The organism is Mesorhizobium huakuii (genome assembly GCF_030160235.1).
GTDB classification, from domain to species: domain Bacteria; phylum Pseudomonadota; class Alphaproteobacteria; order Rhizobiales; family Rhizobiaceae; genus Mesorhizobium; species Mesorhizobium huakuii.
Window position 1 is genome coordinate 12,579 of sequence record NZ_BSNY01000062.1, and the last position, 14,825, is coordinate 27,403.

General features: G+C 64.0%; 16 protein-coding genes. 2 read left to right on the forward strand and 14 right to left on the reverse strand.

The features are described 5' to 3' along the window. Window positions 1-29: 29 nt before the first annotated feature. Entirely contained in the window at window positions 30-917 is an 888-nt protein-coding gene (locus QQK95_RS31165) for a DMT family transporter (protein WP_284278324.1), read from the reverse strand. A gap of 163 nt (window positions 918-1,080) precedes the next feature. Here QQK95_RS31165 and QQK95_RS31170 point away from each other — a divergent pair, with 163 nt between their 5' ends. Together QQK95_RS31170 and QQK95_RS31175 are read left to right on the forward strand one after the other, a co-directional pair. After that, window positions 1,081-1,530: a hypothetical protein gene (locus tag QQK95_RS31170; RefSeq protein ID WP_284278325.1), complete on the forward strand. Its 450-nt coding sequence runs from the start codon at window positions 1,081-1,083 to the stop codon at window positions 1,528-1,530. A gap of 38 nt (window positions 1,531-1,568) precedes the next feature. Beyond that, window positions 1,569-2,075: an OsmC family protein gene (locus QQK95_RS31175; RefSeq protein WP_284278326.1), complete on the forward strand. Its 507-nt coding sequence runs from the start codon at window positions 1,569-1,571 to the stop codon at window positions 2,073-2,075. A 50-nt stretch (window positions 2,076-2,125) separates the two neighbouring features. On the opposite strand, the gene QQK95_RS31180 is transcribed toward QQK95_RS31175, so the two are convergent. The 13 genes from QQK95_RS31180 to QQK95_RS31240 all read right to left on the reverse strand — a co-directional run bounded on the left by QQK95_RS31180 (window position 2,126) and on the right by QQK95_RS31240 (window position 14,664). Further along, a complete protein-coding gene (locus QQK95_RS31180; RefSeq protein WP_010915155.1) occupies window positions 2,126-2,344 on the reverse strand; it encodes a hypothetical protein in 219 nt (72 codons plus the stop codon). A gap of 174 nt (window positions 2,345-2,518) precedes the next feature. Beyond that, a complete protein-coding gene (locus QQK95_RS31185; protein ID WP_284278327.1) occupies window positions 2,519-3,160 on the reverse strand; it encodes a hypothetical protein in 642 nt (213 codons plus the stop codon). Between the two features lie 124 nt (window positions 3,161-3,284). Next, a complete protein-coding gene (locus tag QQK95_RS31190) occupies window positions 3,285-4,025 on the reverse strand; it encodes an SDR family NAD(P)-dependent oxidoreductase (RefSeq protein ID WP_284278328.1) in 741 nt (246 codons plus the stop codon). Window positions 4,026-4,049: 24 nt separating this feature from the next. Continuing rightward, window positions 4,050-5,519: an amidophosphoribosyltransferase gene (purF, locus tag QQK95_RS31195; protein ID WP_284278329.1), complete on the reverse strand. Its 1,470-nt coding sequence runs from the start codon at window positions 5,517-5,519 to the stop codon at window positions 4,050-4,052. 104 nt (window positions 5,520-5,623) lie between these two features. Next, window positions 5,624-6,310 (reverse strand): CvpA family protein, encoded by a 687-nt coding sequence (locus tag QQK95_RS31200; protein ID WP_284278330.1) that lies wholly within the window; start codon window positions 6,308-6,310, stop codon window positions 5,624-5,626. Between the two features lie 47 nt (window positions 6,311-6,357). Beyond that, a complete protein-coding gene (radA, locus tag QQK95_RS31205) occupies window positions 6,358-7,761 on the reverse strand; it encodes a DNA repair protein RadA (RefSeq protein ID WP_202355058.1) in 1,404 nt (467 codons plus the stop codon). Window positions 7,762-7,827: 66 nt separating this feature from the next. Further along, a complete protein-coding gene (locus QQK95_RS31210) occupies window positions 7,828-9,318 on the reverse strand; it encodes a replicative DNA helicase (RefSeq protein ID WP_284278332.1) in 1,491 nt (496 codons plus the stop codon). A gap of 219 nt (window positions 9,319-9,537) precedes the next feature. Beyond that, entirely contained in the window at window positions 9,538-10,767 is a 1,230-nt protein-coding gene (locus tag QQK95_RS31215; protein ID WP_284278333.1) for an RNA polymerase sigma factor, read from the reverse strand. Then, window positions 10,764-11,129 carry a YciI family protein gene (locus QQK95_RS31220; RefSeq protein WP_284278334.1) on the reverse strand — a complete coding sequence of 122 codons (366 nt, stop codon included), beginning with the start codon at window positions 11,127-11,129 and terminating at the stop codon, window positions 10,764-10,766. Before QQK95_RS31220 ends, QQK95_RS31215 begins: the two co-directional genes overlap by 4 nt. 30 nt (window positions 11,130-11,159) lie before the next feature. Next, the gene (locus QQK95_RS31225; protein WP_284278335.1) at window positions 11,160-11,873 is read right to left on the reverse strand and encodes a DUF1428 domain-containing protein; all 714 of its coding nucleotides are present in this window, start codon (window positions 11,871-11,873) and stop codon (window positions 11,160-11,162) included. A gap of 121 nt (window positions 11,874-11,994) precedes the next feature. Then, window positions 11,995-12,966 (reverse strand): small ribosomal subunit Rsm22 family protein, encoded by a 972-nt coding sequence (locus tag QQK95_RS31230; RefSeq protein ID WP_284278337.1) that lies wholly within the window; start codon window positions 12,964-12,966, stop codon window positions 11,995-11,997. A gap of 1 nt (window position 12,967) precedes the next feature. After that, the gene (locus QQK95_RS31235; RefSeq protein ID WP_284278338.1) at window positions 12,968-13,291 is read right to left on the reverse strand and encodes a YnfA family protein; all 324 of its coding nucleotides are present in this window, start codon (window positions 13,289-13,291) and stop codon (window positions 12,968-12,970) included. Between the two features lie 80 nt (window positions 13,292-13,371). Continuing rightward, on the reverse strand, window positions 13,372-14,664 hold the full coding sequence (locus QQK95_RS31240; protein ID WP_284278339.1) for an SAM-dependent methyltransferase: 1,293 nt from the start codon (window positions 14,662-14,664) through the stop codon (window positions 13,372-13,374). Window positions 14,665-14,825: the final 161 nt, after the last annotated feature.

Here is a 14,825-nt window from a genome sequence, read left to right on the forward strand (position 1 = left end):
CGTAGGGTCAGCAGTGAGTGTCATCCACATCACAGCCGCTTGCGGAAGTGCTCGCCCCCGACGATCAGCAGCCCGGCGGTGATGATCAGGGCGGCACCGAGGAACACTTCACGGCGCGGCACGTCGCCCCAGATCGCGAAGCCGAGCGCGAACGCCCACAGCAGCGAGCTGTATTCGAGAGGCGCGAGGATCGATGCCGGGGTACGCTTCATGCCTTCGAAGAGGAGATATTGCGCCAGGCCGCCGAGTGCGCCGACGCTGGCGAGAAGCAGCAACTGGGCCAGATCAGGCGTATGCCACCACAACAGCGCCGGCACCGTTGAAAACAGCAGGAAATAGAAGTTGTTGAGGAGAAGCTGGATCATCGAGCGCTCGGCAAGCGCCGTTTTGCGCAGGAGCACGATGGCGATGGCCCACAAAAGAGCGGCCGCCAGCACCAGCAGCACCGGCACGGACAGTCCGAGATGGGTCGGGTCGCAAGCGACGAAGACGCCTGCAAAACCGATCAAAACCGCCAGCCAGCGCAGCATCGGCACCTTTTCGCCGAGCAGGAACACCGAAAACACGGTGACGATGATCGGCGCTGCATAGTAGACGGTGGTCAGTTCGGCGAGTTGCAGGCTGCGCGCGGCATTGTAATAACAGAGCCAGGCGGCAAGCGTGAAAGCGCTGCGCACCAGCATGGGCCGCACGATCGGCGAGCGCACCGTGTCGGCAAACAGCCGTCGCCCGCCCATCGCCGCGCAAGCGCCAAGAATGGTGATGCTGCGGAAGAACATGATCTGCCAGACCGTCATTCCGGTCACCAGCAGCTTGATCGAGGCGTCCTGCGTCGAAAACAAGAGATAGGCAGCACCGGTCGGCAGGATTCCGGCGAGAACCCTTTCGCGTGTTTCGAGAATGGCGACATCGGCCATAGGCGCGGACCAGAGGGTGCCAAGAGAACGAACGAGACGCCTGCCCCAATCAGGCCCCTTGTTGCAGGCTATACGGGTGAAAGCTTGAGCGGCGCTACGCCAGCAGCGGGCTTGCATTGGGTCAGAGGCTGGCAGTAGATCGTTGGCAAATTGGGAGGCCGAAATGCAATTTGCGGCGACAATGGGCGGCGCATCGCTATCGCTGCTGACGGCTTGTGTATGCCAAGCTTCGGAGTATCCCTGCGGTCTGGCGAACGCGTACGTCCTTAAGGTGAAATCCTGGACAGCTAAGCTGAAACCCGACGGAGCGATAGAAATCTCCATCACTGTCGGAAAAAATGACATCAAGCCACATCACGACCCCAGCAGCGTAAAAGTGGCAAAGCTGGACGGATTTGCGCGGTTTGAGTTCAACGGCGGCGCCACGGCAGCTTTCGCTTTAGGTGATCCGGCCGAGCCAATCGGGCTTGAGGATAGCTATGTCTATCGCGAGACGATCGATGCGACCTCAAACAACAAACCCATTGTCGAACAATCAAAAAGCGACGTTCGGGCTTTCGCTTGCGTGGCGAACTGGACTCTAACCAACGGCCAGGAATGGATCGCAAACTGAGCGGGCTTCGAAAGCGAAATACGAAAGAAGGCAGAAAAATGGACGCCACCGCACTCAAGGCCATGCAGGCACCTCTCAAGCAGGCCTATCGCGACGATGCCTCGCAGGCACTGATCACGCTGAGGGCGAAGGGCTCCATCGACGACCAGTCGGTGGCCTGCAAGGTCGAGACAGGCAGGGCGATCGCCATCGCCGGCCTGCATCCGGCAACCGGGGGCTCGGGGCTCGAACTCTGCTCCGGCGACATGCTGCTCGAAGCACTCGTGGCCTGTGCCGGGGTGACGTTGAAGGCAGTGGCGACGGCGCTCGAGTTCAAGCTCGGCGCCGCCAAGGTGGAAGCCGAAGGCGATCTCGATTTTCGCGGCACGCTCGGTGTCGCCAAGGACGCGCCGGTTGGTTTTCGTGCCATCCGGCTCAATTTCGCTCTCGACACGGATGAACCGCAGGAGCGCATCGATTCACTGCTGAAGCTGACCGAGCGCTATTGCGTCGTGTTCCAGACCATCAGCCAGAAGCCGGAATTGACGGTGAGCGCACGGCGCTGAAAATAACAAGGCCCGCAGCCAGCTGCCGCGGGCCTTGTTGCGACCAATGCCTACTGCGCAGACGGCTGTTCGGCATCGCCCTCGTCGGTAAAGGGCGAGGCACTTGGCACGCACTGTACGGACCAGCCGGCGGGGGTCGGCTGCTTCTGATATTCGGTGATGGCGGCGGTGCATTGTTCGCGCTTGTCGAAGGTGCTGGGCAGCACCACCATGCCGCCCTGTGGGCCGGCGATGACCAGATACCAGACCAATGCTGCGGTCGTAGCCATGGGAGTTTCCTTCTTCTGCCCAGTTTGGGCTCTCGCTGTTGTGGGAGTCGCTACGATCCTAACAACTCCGGGGAAATGACGAAAGCATGACCGCCGCGCGGCTTTTCCCCCTCAGATCACAGCCGCGTGATGATGTCGCGGATCTCTGAGCAAGGGGTTTGCGACTTACGCTGCTCAGTTGGTTGCAAAGCAGTAAAACAACCCGTCGCCACCGGTGCCCTTCAGTGCTTCCTGGCTGCAGCCGCCGCGTGAGGCATGGGAGGAATTCCATGACTTTGCCGCCGCCGAATCGTCGAGCCCGGTGCGGTCGTGATGACCCATCATCGCCGCCCCTTCGGCGCCGCTCATCGTCCAGTCGCCGCAGGTCTGGTCGGCGATCCTGGTGCCGTCGGGCTTCGACCCGGTCAGCATGTCATGCCGGTTCGGCGTGTCGCCGCGGCCATTCACCACTTCGCCTTTTTCGTTGAGCGCCGTCTGCTTGGTAATGCCGTTGGCGTCGCTGTGCAACGAGGCGACATCATCGGCGATCTTGACGCCCTTGGCGTTGAACCACGGACCCTTGCCGATGCGATCGCGGGCATCGGTATCGCTGGTCGACAGATAGGCATGCCAGCTCTTGCCGGTGACGCCGGCCGCTTCTGCGAGCGAAGCGCAATGCGCGTCGGCGCCCTTCAGGCCGCCGAGATCGGCTCCCTTACCGGAGCCGACGCTGGTGACGAAGAAACTCATCTTGGCATCTTGGGAGACCGCCACACCTGATGTCGCGCCGAGAGCGGCTAAAAAAGCGGTGGCGGCGACGAGAAGAAGTCTGCGCATATCGATCCTCCGGTTTCGAATGTCCTACGTTCGAAGAACGTAGCCGGAGGCGGTTTTAATCCCTGGCAGAGGCACCCAAATGCTGGAGGCGGTACCGGAAGGCTGTCAAAACCAAGCTTTGAATTTATTCGGGCTGCCTGTAGGCGACGAAGCGGTTGTGCTTGGCCTGGAAGATCAGCCCGGTCTCTTTCAGCTCCGGGCTGGCCAGAGGCACGATGCGCTTGGCGATCTCGGAAGGGTGCGGCAGCGTCTCCGGATCCTCGCCGGGCACGGCCTGGGCCCGCATGGCGGTGCGCGTGGCGCCCGGGTCGGCGGCATTGACGCGCAGCGGCAGGCTTTGCGTCTCATGTGCCCAGGAGCGCATCATGGTCTCGACCGCCGCCTTCGATGCGGCGTACGGCGCCCAGAACGCCCGTGCAGAGTGCGCCGCGTTGGAGGAGAGCAAAATGGCCCGGCCGGCATCGGAAAGCCTGAGCAGCGGGTCGACAGAGCGGATCAGCCGCCAGGTCGAGGTGACATTAATGGTCATCACCTTCTCGAAGGTTTTTGCCTCGACATGGCCGATCGGCGAGATGACGCCCAGCACACCGGCATTGGCGACGAGGATGTCGAGCTTACCCCAGCGCTCATGGATTGCGCCGCCCAGCCGGTCGATGCCGGCCATGTCGGCGAGATCGAGTGGCACCAGCGTCGCCTGGCCGCCTGCCGCCTTGATCTGGTCGTCGAGTTCCTCCAGCCCGCCGACCGTGCGCGCAACGGCGATGACATGGGCACCGGCGGCGGCCAATTCCTTGGCGATGAAATAGCCAATGCCGCGCGAGGCGCCGGTGACGACCGCGACGCGGCCGGTAAGGTCGAGGGTCATGCGAGAATTTCCGTAAGGTCTGGCCTACGCCCCACTGTTCGCCAGCAGCGACAGCGTGCGCACATTGTCGTGGCCTTCGAAGTCGAGCAGGCGGGTGGGATACTGGCCGGTGAAGCAGGCGTCGCAGAACTGCGGTTGCTCATCGTTGCGGCTGGCCTCGCCGACGGCGCGGTAGAGGCCATTGATGGAGAGGAAGCCGAGCGAATCGACGCGGATGAATTCGGCCATCTCTTCCACCGACATGCGCGACGCCAGGAGCTTCGACTTCTCCGGCGTGTCGACGCCGTAGAAGCACGACGCGCTGGTCGGCGGCGAGGCGATGCGCATATGCACTTCCTTGGCGCCGGCATCGCGCACCATCTGCACGATCTTCTGGCTGGTGGTGCCGCGCACGATCGAATCGTCGACCAGCACCACGCGCTTGCCCTCGATCATGCGGCGGTTGGCGTTGTGCTTCAGCTTGACGCCCATGTGGCGGATCGAATCGCCGGGCTGGATGAAGGTACGGCCGACATAGTGGTTGCGGATGATGCCGAGTTCGAAGGGAATGCCGGCCGCCTGGCTGAAGCCTATCGCCGCGGGCGTGCCAGAATCCGGCACCGGCACGACGATGTCGGCTTCGACCGGGTTTTCCTGCGCCAGTTCGGCGCCGATGCGCTTGCGCACCTCGTAGACGTTGCGGCCTTCGACCGAGGAATCCGGCCGGGCGAAATAGACATATTCGAAGATGCAGAAGCGGGTCTTCTGCGGCTCGAACGGGAACAGGCTTTCGATGCCCTTGGAGGTGACGACGACCATCTCGCCGGGTTTCAGGTCGCGCACGAAACGCGCGCCGATGATGTCGAGAGCGCAGGTCTCGGAGGCGAGGATCCAGGCGCCGTCGAGGTCGCCCAGCACCAGCGGGCGGATGCCGAGCGGATCGCGGCAGCCGATCATCTTCTTGGCCGTCATCGCCACCAGCGAGAAGGCGCCTTCGACCTGCCGCACCGCGTCGATGAAGCGTGAGTTGAGGTCGCGTTCCTTGCTGGTCGCGACCAGATGCAGGAGCGTCTCGGTGTCGGAGGTCGAGGAGAAGATCGCGCCCTGCTTCTGCAGCGCGCGCTGCACCGTCATGGCGTTGGTCAAATTGCCATTGTGGGCGACGGCGAAGCCACCATCGGCGAGCTCGGCGAAGAAGGGCTGGATGTTGCGCATGCCGGCGCCGCCTGTCGTGGCGTAGCGCGTATGGCCGATGGCGCGGTTGCCTTGCAGGCTGTCGATGACGCGCTGCTTGGTGAAAGTGTCGCCGATCAGGCCGACGTGGCGTTCGACATGGAACTGGCTGCCGTCATAGGAAACGATGCCCGCCGCTTCCTGGCCGCGATGCTGCAGCGCATGCAGACCTAGCGTTACGATTGCCGCTGCGTCCTGCCGGCCGAAAATGCCGAACACACCGCATTCGTCGTGGAAATGGTCGTCGGCCTCGGCGGAAAGCACGTCGTCTGCGTCTGCCATCTTAAGCTCCGCTAAAATCGCCATATAATGCGGGTTCGCGTCGAAAGCAACGCGCGCCGTGCAGTCGTTTACACCATCATCCGCTCAGGCGCCCGTTCCGGGCGTCAGTTTGCCGGGGCTGCCGGGGCTGCCGGGGCTGCTGGTGCTGCGGGGGCTGGTTTGGCTGTGTTGTCCGCAGGGCCAGCGTCATTGTCGTCCGGGGCCGGCGCATTTGCATCGTCACCTGTTGCCGGCACATCCGCCGCTGGCGCATCCGGGGCGGCCGGAGTCTCGCCACCCGCTTTCGGGCTGAGCTTCTTGAGGATTGCGTTTTCTGTGTCGGCGGGCAGCAGGTTCTCGATCTTGGCGCCGATCGATTCCAGCAATGGCCGTGATTTGGCGTCGGTCACCCAGGCCGGGGCCTTGGCGCCGGCCAGCCAGTTGAAGAACAGCAGCGCCACTGCGACGACCAGGATGCCGCGCGCGGCGCCATAGAGAAAGCCGAGCGTGCGGTCGAGTGCGCCTATCCGCGAATCGATGATCCAGTCGGCGAGCTTCATGGTGATGACCGAGACGACGATCAGCGCGATGATGAAGACAACGCCGGCGGAGGCCGCCATGGCGATCTTCTCATTCTCGATATACGGCTTCAGATAGGGCAGGACCGGCTTGTAGAAGAAGAAAGCCGCCGCCGCCGCCGCCGCCCACGAGACAACCGACAGGACCTCGCGCGAGAAGCCGCGAACCATGGCGAGCATCGCCGAGACCAGGGTGAAGCCGACCAGGATTCCGTCAAGCAGCGTAATCGGCATGTCTTTCGCCCCACTCCGATCTCTTGTTCACGGCTCGGCGAGCCGTGTCACTCTTCTTCGTCCACGCGGCTTCGGCGTGAGCCGGCTATTCGTGCCACGAGGTCGGCAAGCTCGGTAGGCTGGAAAGCGCCGGCCCCGATCCCCCCAGCAAGTTCCTCGCTGCCCAAGGGCAGAACCGCGCTACCAAAACCCAGCTTTTCGGCTTCCTTGAGGCGTTGCTGCGCATGCGCAACCGGCCTCACGGCACCCGACAGGCTGATTTCGCCGAAATAGACGCAATCGGCGGGAAGGGCAAGACCGGTGAGCGAGGAAACCAGTGCGGCGGCGACCGCGAGATCGGCCGCCGGCTCGCTGATGCGGTAGCCGCCGGCGACGTTGAGATAGACGTCGTGCTGGCCGAAGCGAACGCCACAATGCGCCTCCAGCACCGCCAGCACCATCGACAGTCGCGCACCGTCCCAGCCGACCACTGCCCGGCGCGGCGTGCCGAGCGAGGATTGCGCCACCAGCGCCTGGATCTCGACCAGAACCGGCCTTGTGCCTTCCATGCCGGCGAAAACGGCGGCGCCCGGCGATTTCGCATGCCGCTCGCCGAGGAACAGTTCCGAGGGGTTGGAGACTTCGCGCAAACCCTTGTCCGACATTTCGAAGACGCCGATCTCGTCGGTCGGCCCGAAGCGGTTCTTCACCGTGCGCAGGATGCGGTAATGATGGCCGCCTTCGCCCTCGAAATAGAGCACGCCGTCGACCATGTGCTCGACCACGCGCGGGCCGGCGATCTGGCCTTCCTTGGTGACATGGCCGACCAGCACGATCGCTGCACCCGTGGATTTCGCATAGCGGATCATCGCCTGGGCGGAGGCGCGCACCTGGGTGACGGTGCCCGGCGCCGAATCGGCAAGGTCGGTCCACAGCGTCTGGATGGAATCGAGAATGACCAGGTCCGGCCGCTTGCCGTCGGCGATCGTGGCGAGGATGTCCTCGACATTGGTCTCGGCCGCCAGTTCCACCGGCGTGTCGGCGACGCCGAGCCGCTGCGCCCTCAGCCTGATCTGGGCGACGGCTTCCTCGCCCGAGACATAGACGATGCGGTGGCCTCGCGACGCCAGCGCGGCGGCAGCCTGGGTGAGCAGCGTCGACTTGCCGATACCGGGATCACCGCCGACCAGAAGAGCCGAGCCACGTACAAACCCGCCGCCGGTGGCGCGGTCGAGCTCGCCGATGCCCGATATGATGCGCGGCGCGTCCTCGATGTCGCCGGAAAGCGTGGTCAGCACCACCGCGCGGCCCTTGCGGGCATTGCGCGTATTGGCCGGCCCCGAGCCGATGCCGCCGGAGGTTCCTTCCTCGACCAGCGTGTTCCACTCGCCGCAGGCATCGCATTTGCCGGCCCAGCGCTGATGCACCGACCCGCAATTCTGGCAGATGAACTGGACGCGCGATTTGGCCATCAGGCGTGGCCTGCTGTCAGATACGCGCACAAGGGTGCTGGAAGGGTCGAGGCCTGTCTCAAAAGGTCACTCAAACCTCTCCGCGATATGATGCTCTTCCGCCAGGTCGGAGAAGCGGGTGAATTCGCCGTGGAAGGCGAGCGTCACCGAGCCCGTCGGGCCGTGGCGCTGCTTGGCGACGATGACCTCGGCCTTGCCGCGCATCTCGTTCATCTCGTTTTCCCACTTGACGTATTCCTCGGTGCCGAGCTTCGGCTCGCGGTTCTTGAGGTAATACTCCTCGCGGTAGACGAACATCACGACGTCGGCGTCCTGCTCGATCGAGCCGGATTCACGCAAGTCGGAGAGCTGCGGGCGTTTGTCTTCGCGGCTTTCGACCTGACGCGACAGCTGCGACAGCGCGATGATCGGCACGGCCAGTTCCTTGGCCAGCGCCTTCAGGCCCGTGGTGATCTCGGTGATTTCCTGCACGCGGTTCTGCGAGGCCCTGGCGGATGAACCCTGCATCAGCTGGATATAGTCGATGACGATCAGGTCGAGGCCGCGCTGGCGCTTCAGGCGACGCGCACGGGCGGACAGCTGCGCAATGGAAATACCGCCGGTCTGGTCGATGAAAAGCGGTATCTTCTGCATGGTCTGCGAACAGGCGACCAGCTTTTCGAAGTCCATTTCGCTGATTTCGCCGCGGCGGATCTTCGACGACGAGATTTCCGTCTGCTCGGAAATGATGCGGGTCGCCAGCTGCTCGGACGACATTTCGAGCGAGAAGAAGCCGACCACGCCGCCATTGGCCGCCTTGAACGATCCGTCCGCCTGTTGCGCCGGCACATAGGCCTCGGCGATGTTGAAGGCGATGTTGGTGGCGAGCGACGTCTTGCCCATGCCCGGACGTCCGGCAAGCACGATCAGATCGGACGATTGCAGGCCGCCCATACGGCGGTCGAGATCGCGCATGCCGGTGGCAAGACCCGACAGATGGCCGTCGCGCATATAGGCCGCGTTGGCCATGTCCACGGCCGTCTTGACCGCGTCGGTGAAGCTCTCGAAGCCGCCATCGTAGCGGCCGGTTTCGGCCAGTTCGAACAGGCGGCGTTCGGCGTCCTCGATCTGCTCGGAAGGCGACATGTCGACCGGCGCGTCATAGGCAATGTTGACCATGTCCTCGCCGACGGTGATCAGCGCGCGACGTGTCGCCAGATCATAGATGGCGCGGCCATAGTCGGTGGCGTTGACGACGGTGACGGCTTCGACCGCCAGCCGCACGATATACTGCGCCACCGTCATGTCGCCGACTTTCTCGTCGGCCGGCAGGAAGGTCTTCAAGGTGATCGGCGTCGCCACCTTGCCCATGCGGATGAGCTCGGCGGCGATCTCGAAAATCCTGCGATGCAGGGGTTCGTAGAAATGGCTCGGCTTCAGGAAGTCGGAGACGCGGTAGAAGGCATCGTTGTTGACGAGGATCGCGCCGAGCAGCGCCTGCTCGGCCTCGATATTGTTCGGTGCCTCGCGATAGAGCGGTTGCTCCGCCACGCCGAATTTCCGCGCTGCCTCTGCCATGATATCCCCGATTTCAAACCCGATCAGTCGCTAGCAGAGGCGATTGATGAGGCCTAAACAAACTTTGACTTATCCTGCTTGTGCACACGATTCACAGCGTCGAAAAAAATGTGTGCTCGCAGGGTACGAAATTCGATTGACGAATCGAGCGTCAACGATACCGGCGCGGAAAGAACAAAACAAGAAAATTCCAAGGCTCGTCCGACCAGAATCGCCGCACTAGACCTGCCCGAGCCGTAAGATGATAAATCGCCGTTCGGCCGGCTGGCGGGCGAGTTCGAGAGCCCGCAGATAGGAGGCCCTTGCTGCCTCGGTCAGGCCAAGCCGCCGCTGCATATCGGCCCGCGCCGCATGTGCCAGATGGTAGCCGTCGAGGCTGCCTTGTGCCATCACGTCTTCGATCGCCACCAGACCGGCTCGCGGCCCGTCGCGCATGCCAAGGGCGGCGGCACGGTTCAGCGTCACCACCGGGGAAGGGGCGACGCGCCCCAGCACATCATAAAGTGCAACGATCTGGCTCCAGTCGGTGTCCGCCGTACTCGCCGCTTCCGCGTGGATTGAGGCTATGGCCGCCTGGAGGATGTAGGGTCCAGCCTGCCGCGAAGCGAGCGCCCGCCCAATGAAGCCGTTGGCTTCGCTGATCAGCCCGCCGTCCCACAGCGACCGGTCCTGATCTTCAAGCAGGACGAGGTCGCCATTCGCATCGACCCGCGTCGCGCGCCTTGCCTCGTGCAGCAACATCAACGCCAGCAGCCCATGTGCTTCGGACTGGTCGAGCAAATCCACCACCAGTCGGCCGAGGCGGATCGCCTCGGCGCACAGACCGGCCCGCATCAGGCTTGGTCCCTGCGTTGCCGCGTAACCCTCGTTGAAGATCAGGTAGATCACCTGCAGCGCACTCTCGAGGCGTGCCGGCAATGCGCTGCGGTCGGGCACCTCGTAGGGAATGGCCTCGTCGCGGATCCTTGCCTTGGCCCGGACGATGCGCTGGGCGATGGTCGGCGCCGGCGTCAGATAGGCGCGGGCGATCTCTTCGGTGGTCAAGCCGGCCACCTCGCGCAGCGTCAAGGCAATGCGTGCGTCCGGCGCCAGCGCCGGATGGCAGCAGACGAAGATGAGCCGCAACTCGTCGTCCGCTATGTCTTCAGGCGCGATCGGTTCCGCTGTCTGTTCGCTCAAAGCCAATAGTTCCGGCAAAGCGCCGGCCAGCCGCGCTTCCCGGCGCCAGCGATCGATGGTCCTGAAGCGGCCGGCCGAAACCAGCCACGAATAGGGATTGGCCGGCAGGCCGTCGCGCGGCCAGCGCTCGGCGGCGGCGGCGAAGGCCTCATGCAAGGCCTCCTCCGCCGCGTCGAACCCGCCGAGCAGGCGGATCAAGGTCGCCAGCACGCGCCGCCCCTCGGTGCGATACACCGTCTCCAGGCAGGCAGGCGTGCCGGCGGCGCTCACAGCACCGGCCGGGGCCGGCTGAAGTCGACGACCGGACGGACTTCGATGTGGCCGATCGTGGCCAATGGATGTCCGCTTGCCACCCGGACGGCCTCGTTGAGGTCGCGGGCCTCGATGACGATGATCCCGCCCAGGACTTCCTTGGTCTCCATGAACGGGCCGTCGACCGCCGACATCTTGCCGTCGCGGACCTGTAGGGTCATCGCTTCTTCCGGCAGCACCAGGGCTTCGGCGGTGACGAAATGGCCACTTGCCTTGAGCACCTCGTCATATCCGGCGCATTCTGCAAGCGCCGCATTGGCCTGCGGACTTCCGCCGAACAGTGTCTGAGGATGGTAGTAGATGAGACAGGCGTAGCGCATGGATGGTTCCCTAAGTCTTGATTTGCGAAGTCAGGCGTCGAGGATCGGCGCGAAGCCGCCATGGACCCTTCGACCATTGTCGTAGGGTGTGATGGAGGCATACATGCGCGGGTCGGCAATCACCTTCTTCCAGCCTTCGTCACGAACCTGTTTCGACGGCCATTCAACCCAGGAATAGACGACGGCTTCCCCGTCCTCCGCTTTCACCGCTGTCCTGTAGTCGGTCACCACGCCATCGGAGATGTCGTCGCCCCAGGCTTCGACGATGCGGGTGGCGCCGAGTTCCCGGATCACGGCGGCGTGCTTTGACGCCACGGCAAGGTAGGCGGCCTTGTTGGCGAGGGGAACCGGCACCAGCGAGCCATCAATATACCCGGGCTTGCCGGAAGCGCCCTCGTCAATGATCGATGCGAAGCCGCCTATCATCATGCGCTGGCCGTCGAAGGGCATGGTCGCGACGATCTTCGCCACACGCGGATCGCTGATCATCGTGCGGTAGGCCGCGTCCGCCGCTGCCTTGTCGGGATATTCGTGCCACGAAAAGACGACGACCTCGTCGGGCGTCGCCTTCACGGCGCGCTTGAAGTCTGTGGTCTTGCCGCCGGGCACGTCGTCACCCCAGGCTTCAACCATCCGGGTCGGGCCGAATTCCTTCAGCACCGATGCCGCCTCGGCGACATGCCTGCGATAGGCTTCCTTGCTGGCGGCGGGCACGGCGGCGACAAATCCTGCGATATAATTCATTGTCTTTCTCCTGTTGGCGTCTCGGAGGGGCCGAGAACGCCAATGGTCGAACGGCCCAGCCTGGATTCGACATGGCTGCGAAATTTTTCTTGGGCGGCGCTGTCTGAGCGTCCTTGCCGCTCTATTCGGACGCCAGCCTGTCGCCCCAGTCCAGCCGCCGGGCCAGCTTGAACTCCGCGCCGTCACGCTTGGTGAACAGTTGCTCCGTCGCCGTGCCGTCTTCCCGGCAAAGCTTGAGCAGAACCTTGCCCGAGCCGGATTTCGGCGGTGCGATGACCCGAGCGGCGTGCGAGGCGGCCGGCTGGCGCGAGGCGGCGACAAAGATGAATTTCTCGTCTTCCCACGGCACATCGGCGTCCTTGGCCAGCCGGTGCAGGCGCGAGCGGGCGACGCGCCGGGAAAAGTGACACCAGTCGGGCGCGGTGAGCGGGCAGGGCGCCTCGTGCGGACAAGGCGCCAGCAGATGAGCCCCGGCAGCGATCAGCTGCGCGCGCACCGCCAGAATGCGCTGCCAGCCCGCCGGCGTGCCCGGCTCGACGATCAGAAGCGTGTCTGTCGTCAGCTGCCACAGCCGGTCGACCATCTTGGGCAGCGATGCCGGCACGATCTCGTCCAGCACATAGGCGCAGGTGACGAGGTCCGCCGGCCGAAGGTCGGCTAGGTCTGTTGTGACGTCGCCGGCCCTCCAGACAGTTCGGGTTGTGATGGCATCGGCTGCAAGCGTCTCGCCGACCTTGCGCACCGCGGCACTTGCTTCCAGCAGCACAGCCTGTTCGAGATCGGGCCAGAGATCGTTGGTGGCCCAAAGCACCGTACCAGGACCGGCGCCGACATCGAGCAGGGTTTGCGGCGCGAAATCCGGCCGGGCCGCGTTCAGCGTGTCGAGGCTGGCGCGGACCGCGGCATAGGTTGCCGGCAGCCGCGTCGCCAGATAGGCCTTGACCGCCATGTCCTGAGCCATGTGCAGGCGGCCGTCGCGCAGTTCGGCGCGGTAGCGGTCCGACAGCGTTTTCGCCGCTTGCTTCAGCTCCGGCAGCGGGATTTTTTCCAGGATGCGATCGACGGCTTGGCGAAGAGGGGCGGGCAGTTCCACGCTAAGCTCCCCGCGGTGCGAGCAGGATGACCGAGGCGCCGGCTATGCAGAGCGCGGCACCAGCAAGATCCCAGCGGTCGGGCCGCACGCCTTCCACCAGCCACAGCCAGGCCAGCGAGGCGACGATGTAGATGCCGCCATAAGCGGCATAGGCGCGGCCCGCGGCATTGGTGTCGACCAGCGCCAGCAGCCAGGCGAACAAAAGCAGCGAAGCGAAGCCCGGCGCCAACCACAACGGCGATCTTTCCAGCCGCCACCAGGCCCATACCGAAAAACAGCCGCCGATCTCGGCGAGCGCCGCGGCGATGTAGAGGAGATAGGTCATGAAAAAGGCCTCGCGACGATCACGAGGCCTTTTTCGGGGCAGGGGCCGGGAATGGCAAGCGCCAATGGCGAAGGGCGTGCCTACTCCGCCACCTTGCGGCGCCGGGCGGGCTTGACGGGCTTGTCGACGGGAGCCGCTTCGCGGCGGCCCAAGTCGCGCATTTCCAAGGCCTTTTCGCATTTGGCCATATAGTCGCGGGTCATCGGCAGCGTGTCGTTCTTCTTGGCGATCTGGAACTGGAAGATGACCAGGTCCTGCCAGCGGAAGGCGGCTTCCGAAGCGGCCAGATAGAATTCCCACATGCGGCAGAAGCGTTCGTCGTAGATGGCCTTGGCCTTGTCGCGGTTGGCGGCGAAGCGCTGGCCCCAGTGCTTCAGCGTGTCGGCATAGTGGAGCCGCAGGATCTCGACGTCGGTGACCACCAGGCCGGACTTCTCGATCGCCGGCAGCACCTCCGACATGGCCGGAATGTAGCCGCCCGGGAAAATGTACTTGCGGATGAACGCGCTGGTCGCCCACGGCACGCCGGAGCGGCCGATCGTGTGCAGCAGCATGACGCCATCGGGCTTCAGCAACGTCGCCGCCTTGTCGAAGAATGTACGGAAATGGTTGACGCCGACATGTTCGAACATGCCGACCGAAACGATGCGGTCGAAGCGTTCGTTGAGTTCGCGATAATCCTTGAGCTCGAAATGGACGTGGTTTTCCAGGCCTTGCGCATGCGCCCGGTCGGTGGCCACGCCATGCTGTTCCGTCGACAGCGTCACGCCCTGCACGTCGACGTCGAACGCCTTGGCCAGATAGAGTCCGAGCCCGCCCCAGCCGGAACCGATGTCGAGCACCGTCTGGCCGGCCTTCAGCCTGAGCTTGGCGGCGATATGGCGCTTCTTGGCGGCCTGCGCCTCGTCCAGCGTCATGTCAGGCTGTTCGAAATAGGCGCAGGAATACTGCATGTCCTCGTCGAGGAAGAGCCGGTAGAGATCGCCCGACAGATCGTAGTGGCGCTGCACGTTGCGGCGCGAACGCGAGGCGGTGTTGATCTGCTGCAGGCGGCGGAAGGCGTGGCGCAAGCCCTCGATGGCTTTCGACCAGGTCGCGTCGATGCCGCCGCTGCCCATGTTCTGGAAGGCGATGCGCATCAGTCCGAGCACGCCGCCTTCGAGAATATCGAGTTCGCCGTCCATGTAGGATTCAGGCACCGCCAGCATCGGATCGAAGGTGATGGCACGTTCGGCATGCCGGGTCTTGATGTGCATGTGCACCGGCTCGCCGCTGCCGTCGCCGAAGATGAATGTCGAGCCTTTTGGCCCGGTTACCTTGAGATTGCCCGTGCGCACCAGGCGGTCGAGAACGCGCTTCAGCAGAATGTTCATAACCAAATGTCCCCTCACGGTCAGACTGGCTGCCTTAATTCTGCAACAATATATAGGGGTTCGAAAAGTTCCTTTTGGCATAAAAATGCCCGGGCGAGAGGCCCGGGCATTGGTCCACAAGGGTGGGATTACGACAAAGTGATCGGAGCGCTGCTCCCTCG

Excerpts from the sequence above, each read along its gene's own strand:
- radA (WP_202355058.1), bottom strand. The coding sequence starts at position 7,761 with ATGGCCAAATCGCGCGTCCAGTTCATCTGCCAGAATTGCGGGTCGGTG.
- QQK95_RS31190 (WP_284278328.1), bottom strand. The coding sequence starts at position 4,025 with ATGACCCTCGACCTTACCGGCCGCGTCGCGGTCGTCACCGGCGCCTCG.
- QQK95_RS31240 (WP_284278339.1), bottom strand. The coding sequence starts at position 14,664 with ATGAACATTCTGCTGAAGCGCGTTCTCGACCGCCTGGTGCGCACGGGC.
- QQK95_RS31175 (WP_284278326.1), top strand. The coding sequence starts at position 1,569 with ATGGACGCCACCGCACTCAAGGCCATGCAGGCACCTCTCAAGCAGGCC.
- QQK95_RS31180 (WP_010915155.1), bottom strand. The coding sequence starts at position 2,344 with ATGGCTACGACCGCAGCATTGGTCTGGTATCTGGTCATCGCCGGCCCA.
- purF (WP_284278329.1), bottom strand. The coding sequence starts at position 5,519 with ATGGCAGACGCAGACGACGTGCTTTCCGCCGAGGCCGACGACCATTTC.
- QQK95_RS31185 (WP_284278327.1), bottom strand. The coding sequence starts at position 3,160 with ATGCGCAGACTTCTTCTCGTCGCCGCCACCGCTTTTTTAGCCGCTCTC.
- QQK95_RS31235 (WP_284278338.1), bottom strand. The coding sequence starts at position 13,291 with ATGACCTATCTCCTCTACATCGCCGCGGCGCTCGCCGAGATCGGCGGC.
- QQK95_RS31220 (WP_284278334.1), bottom strand. The coding sequence starts at position 11,129 with ATGCGCTACGCCTGTCTCATCTACTACCATCCTCAGACACTGTTCGGC.
- QQK95_RS31165 (WP_284278324.1), bottom strand. The coding sequence starts at position 917 with ATGGCCGATGTCGCCATTCTCGAAACACGCGAAAGGGTTCTCGCCGGA.
- QQK95_RS31225 (WP_284278335.1), bottom strand. The coding sequence starts at position 11,873 with ATGAATTATATCGCAGGATTTGTCGCCGCCGTGCCCGCCGCCAGCAAG.
- QQK95_RS31170 (WP_284278325.1), top strand. The coding sequence starts at position 1,081 with ATGCAATTTGCGGCGACAATGGGCGGCGCATCGCTATCGCTGCTGACG.
- QQK95_RS31200 (WP_284278330.1), bottom strand. The coding sequence starts at position 6,310 with ATGCCGATTACGCTGCTTGACGGAATCCTGGTCGGCTTCACCCTGGTC.
- QQK95_RS31210 (WP_284278332.1), bottom strand. The coding sequence starts at position 9,318 with ATGGCAGAGGCAGCGCGGAAATTCGGCGTGGCGGAGCAACCGCTCTAT.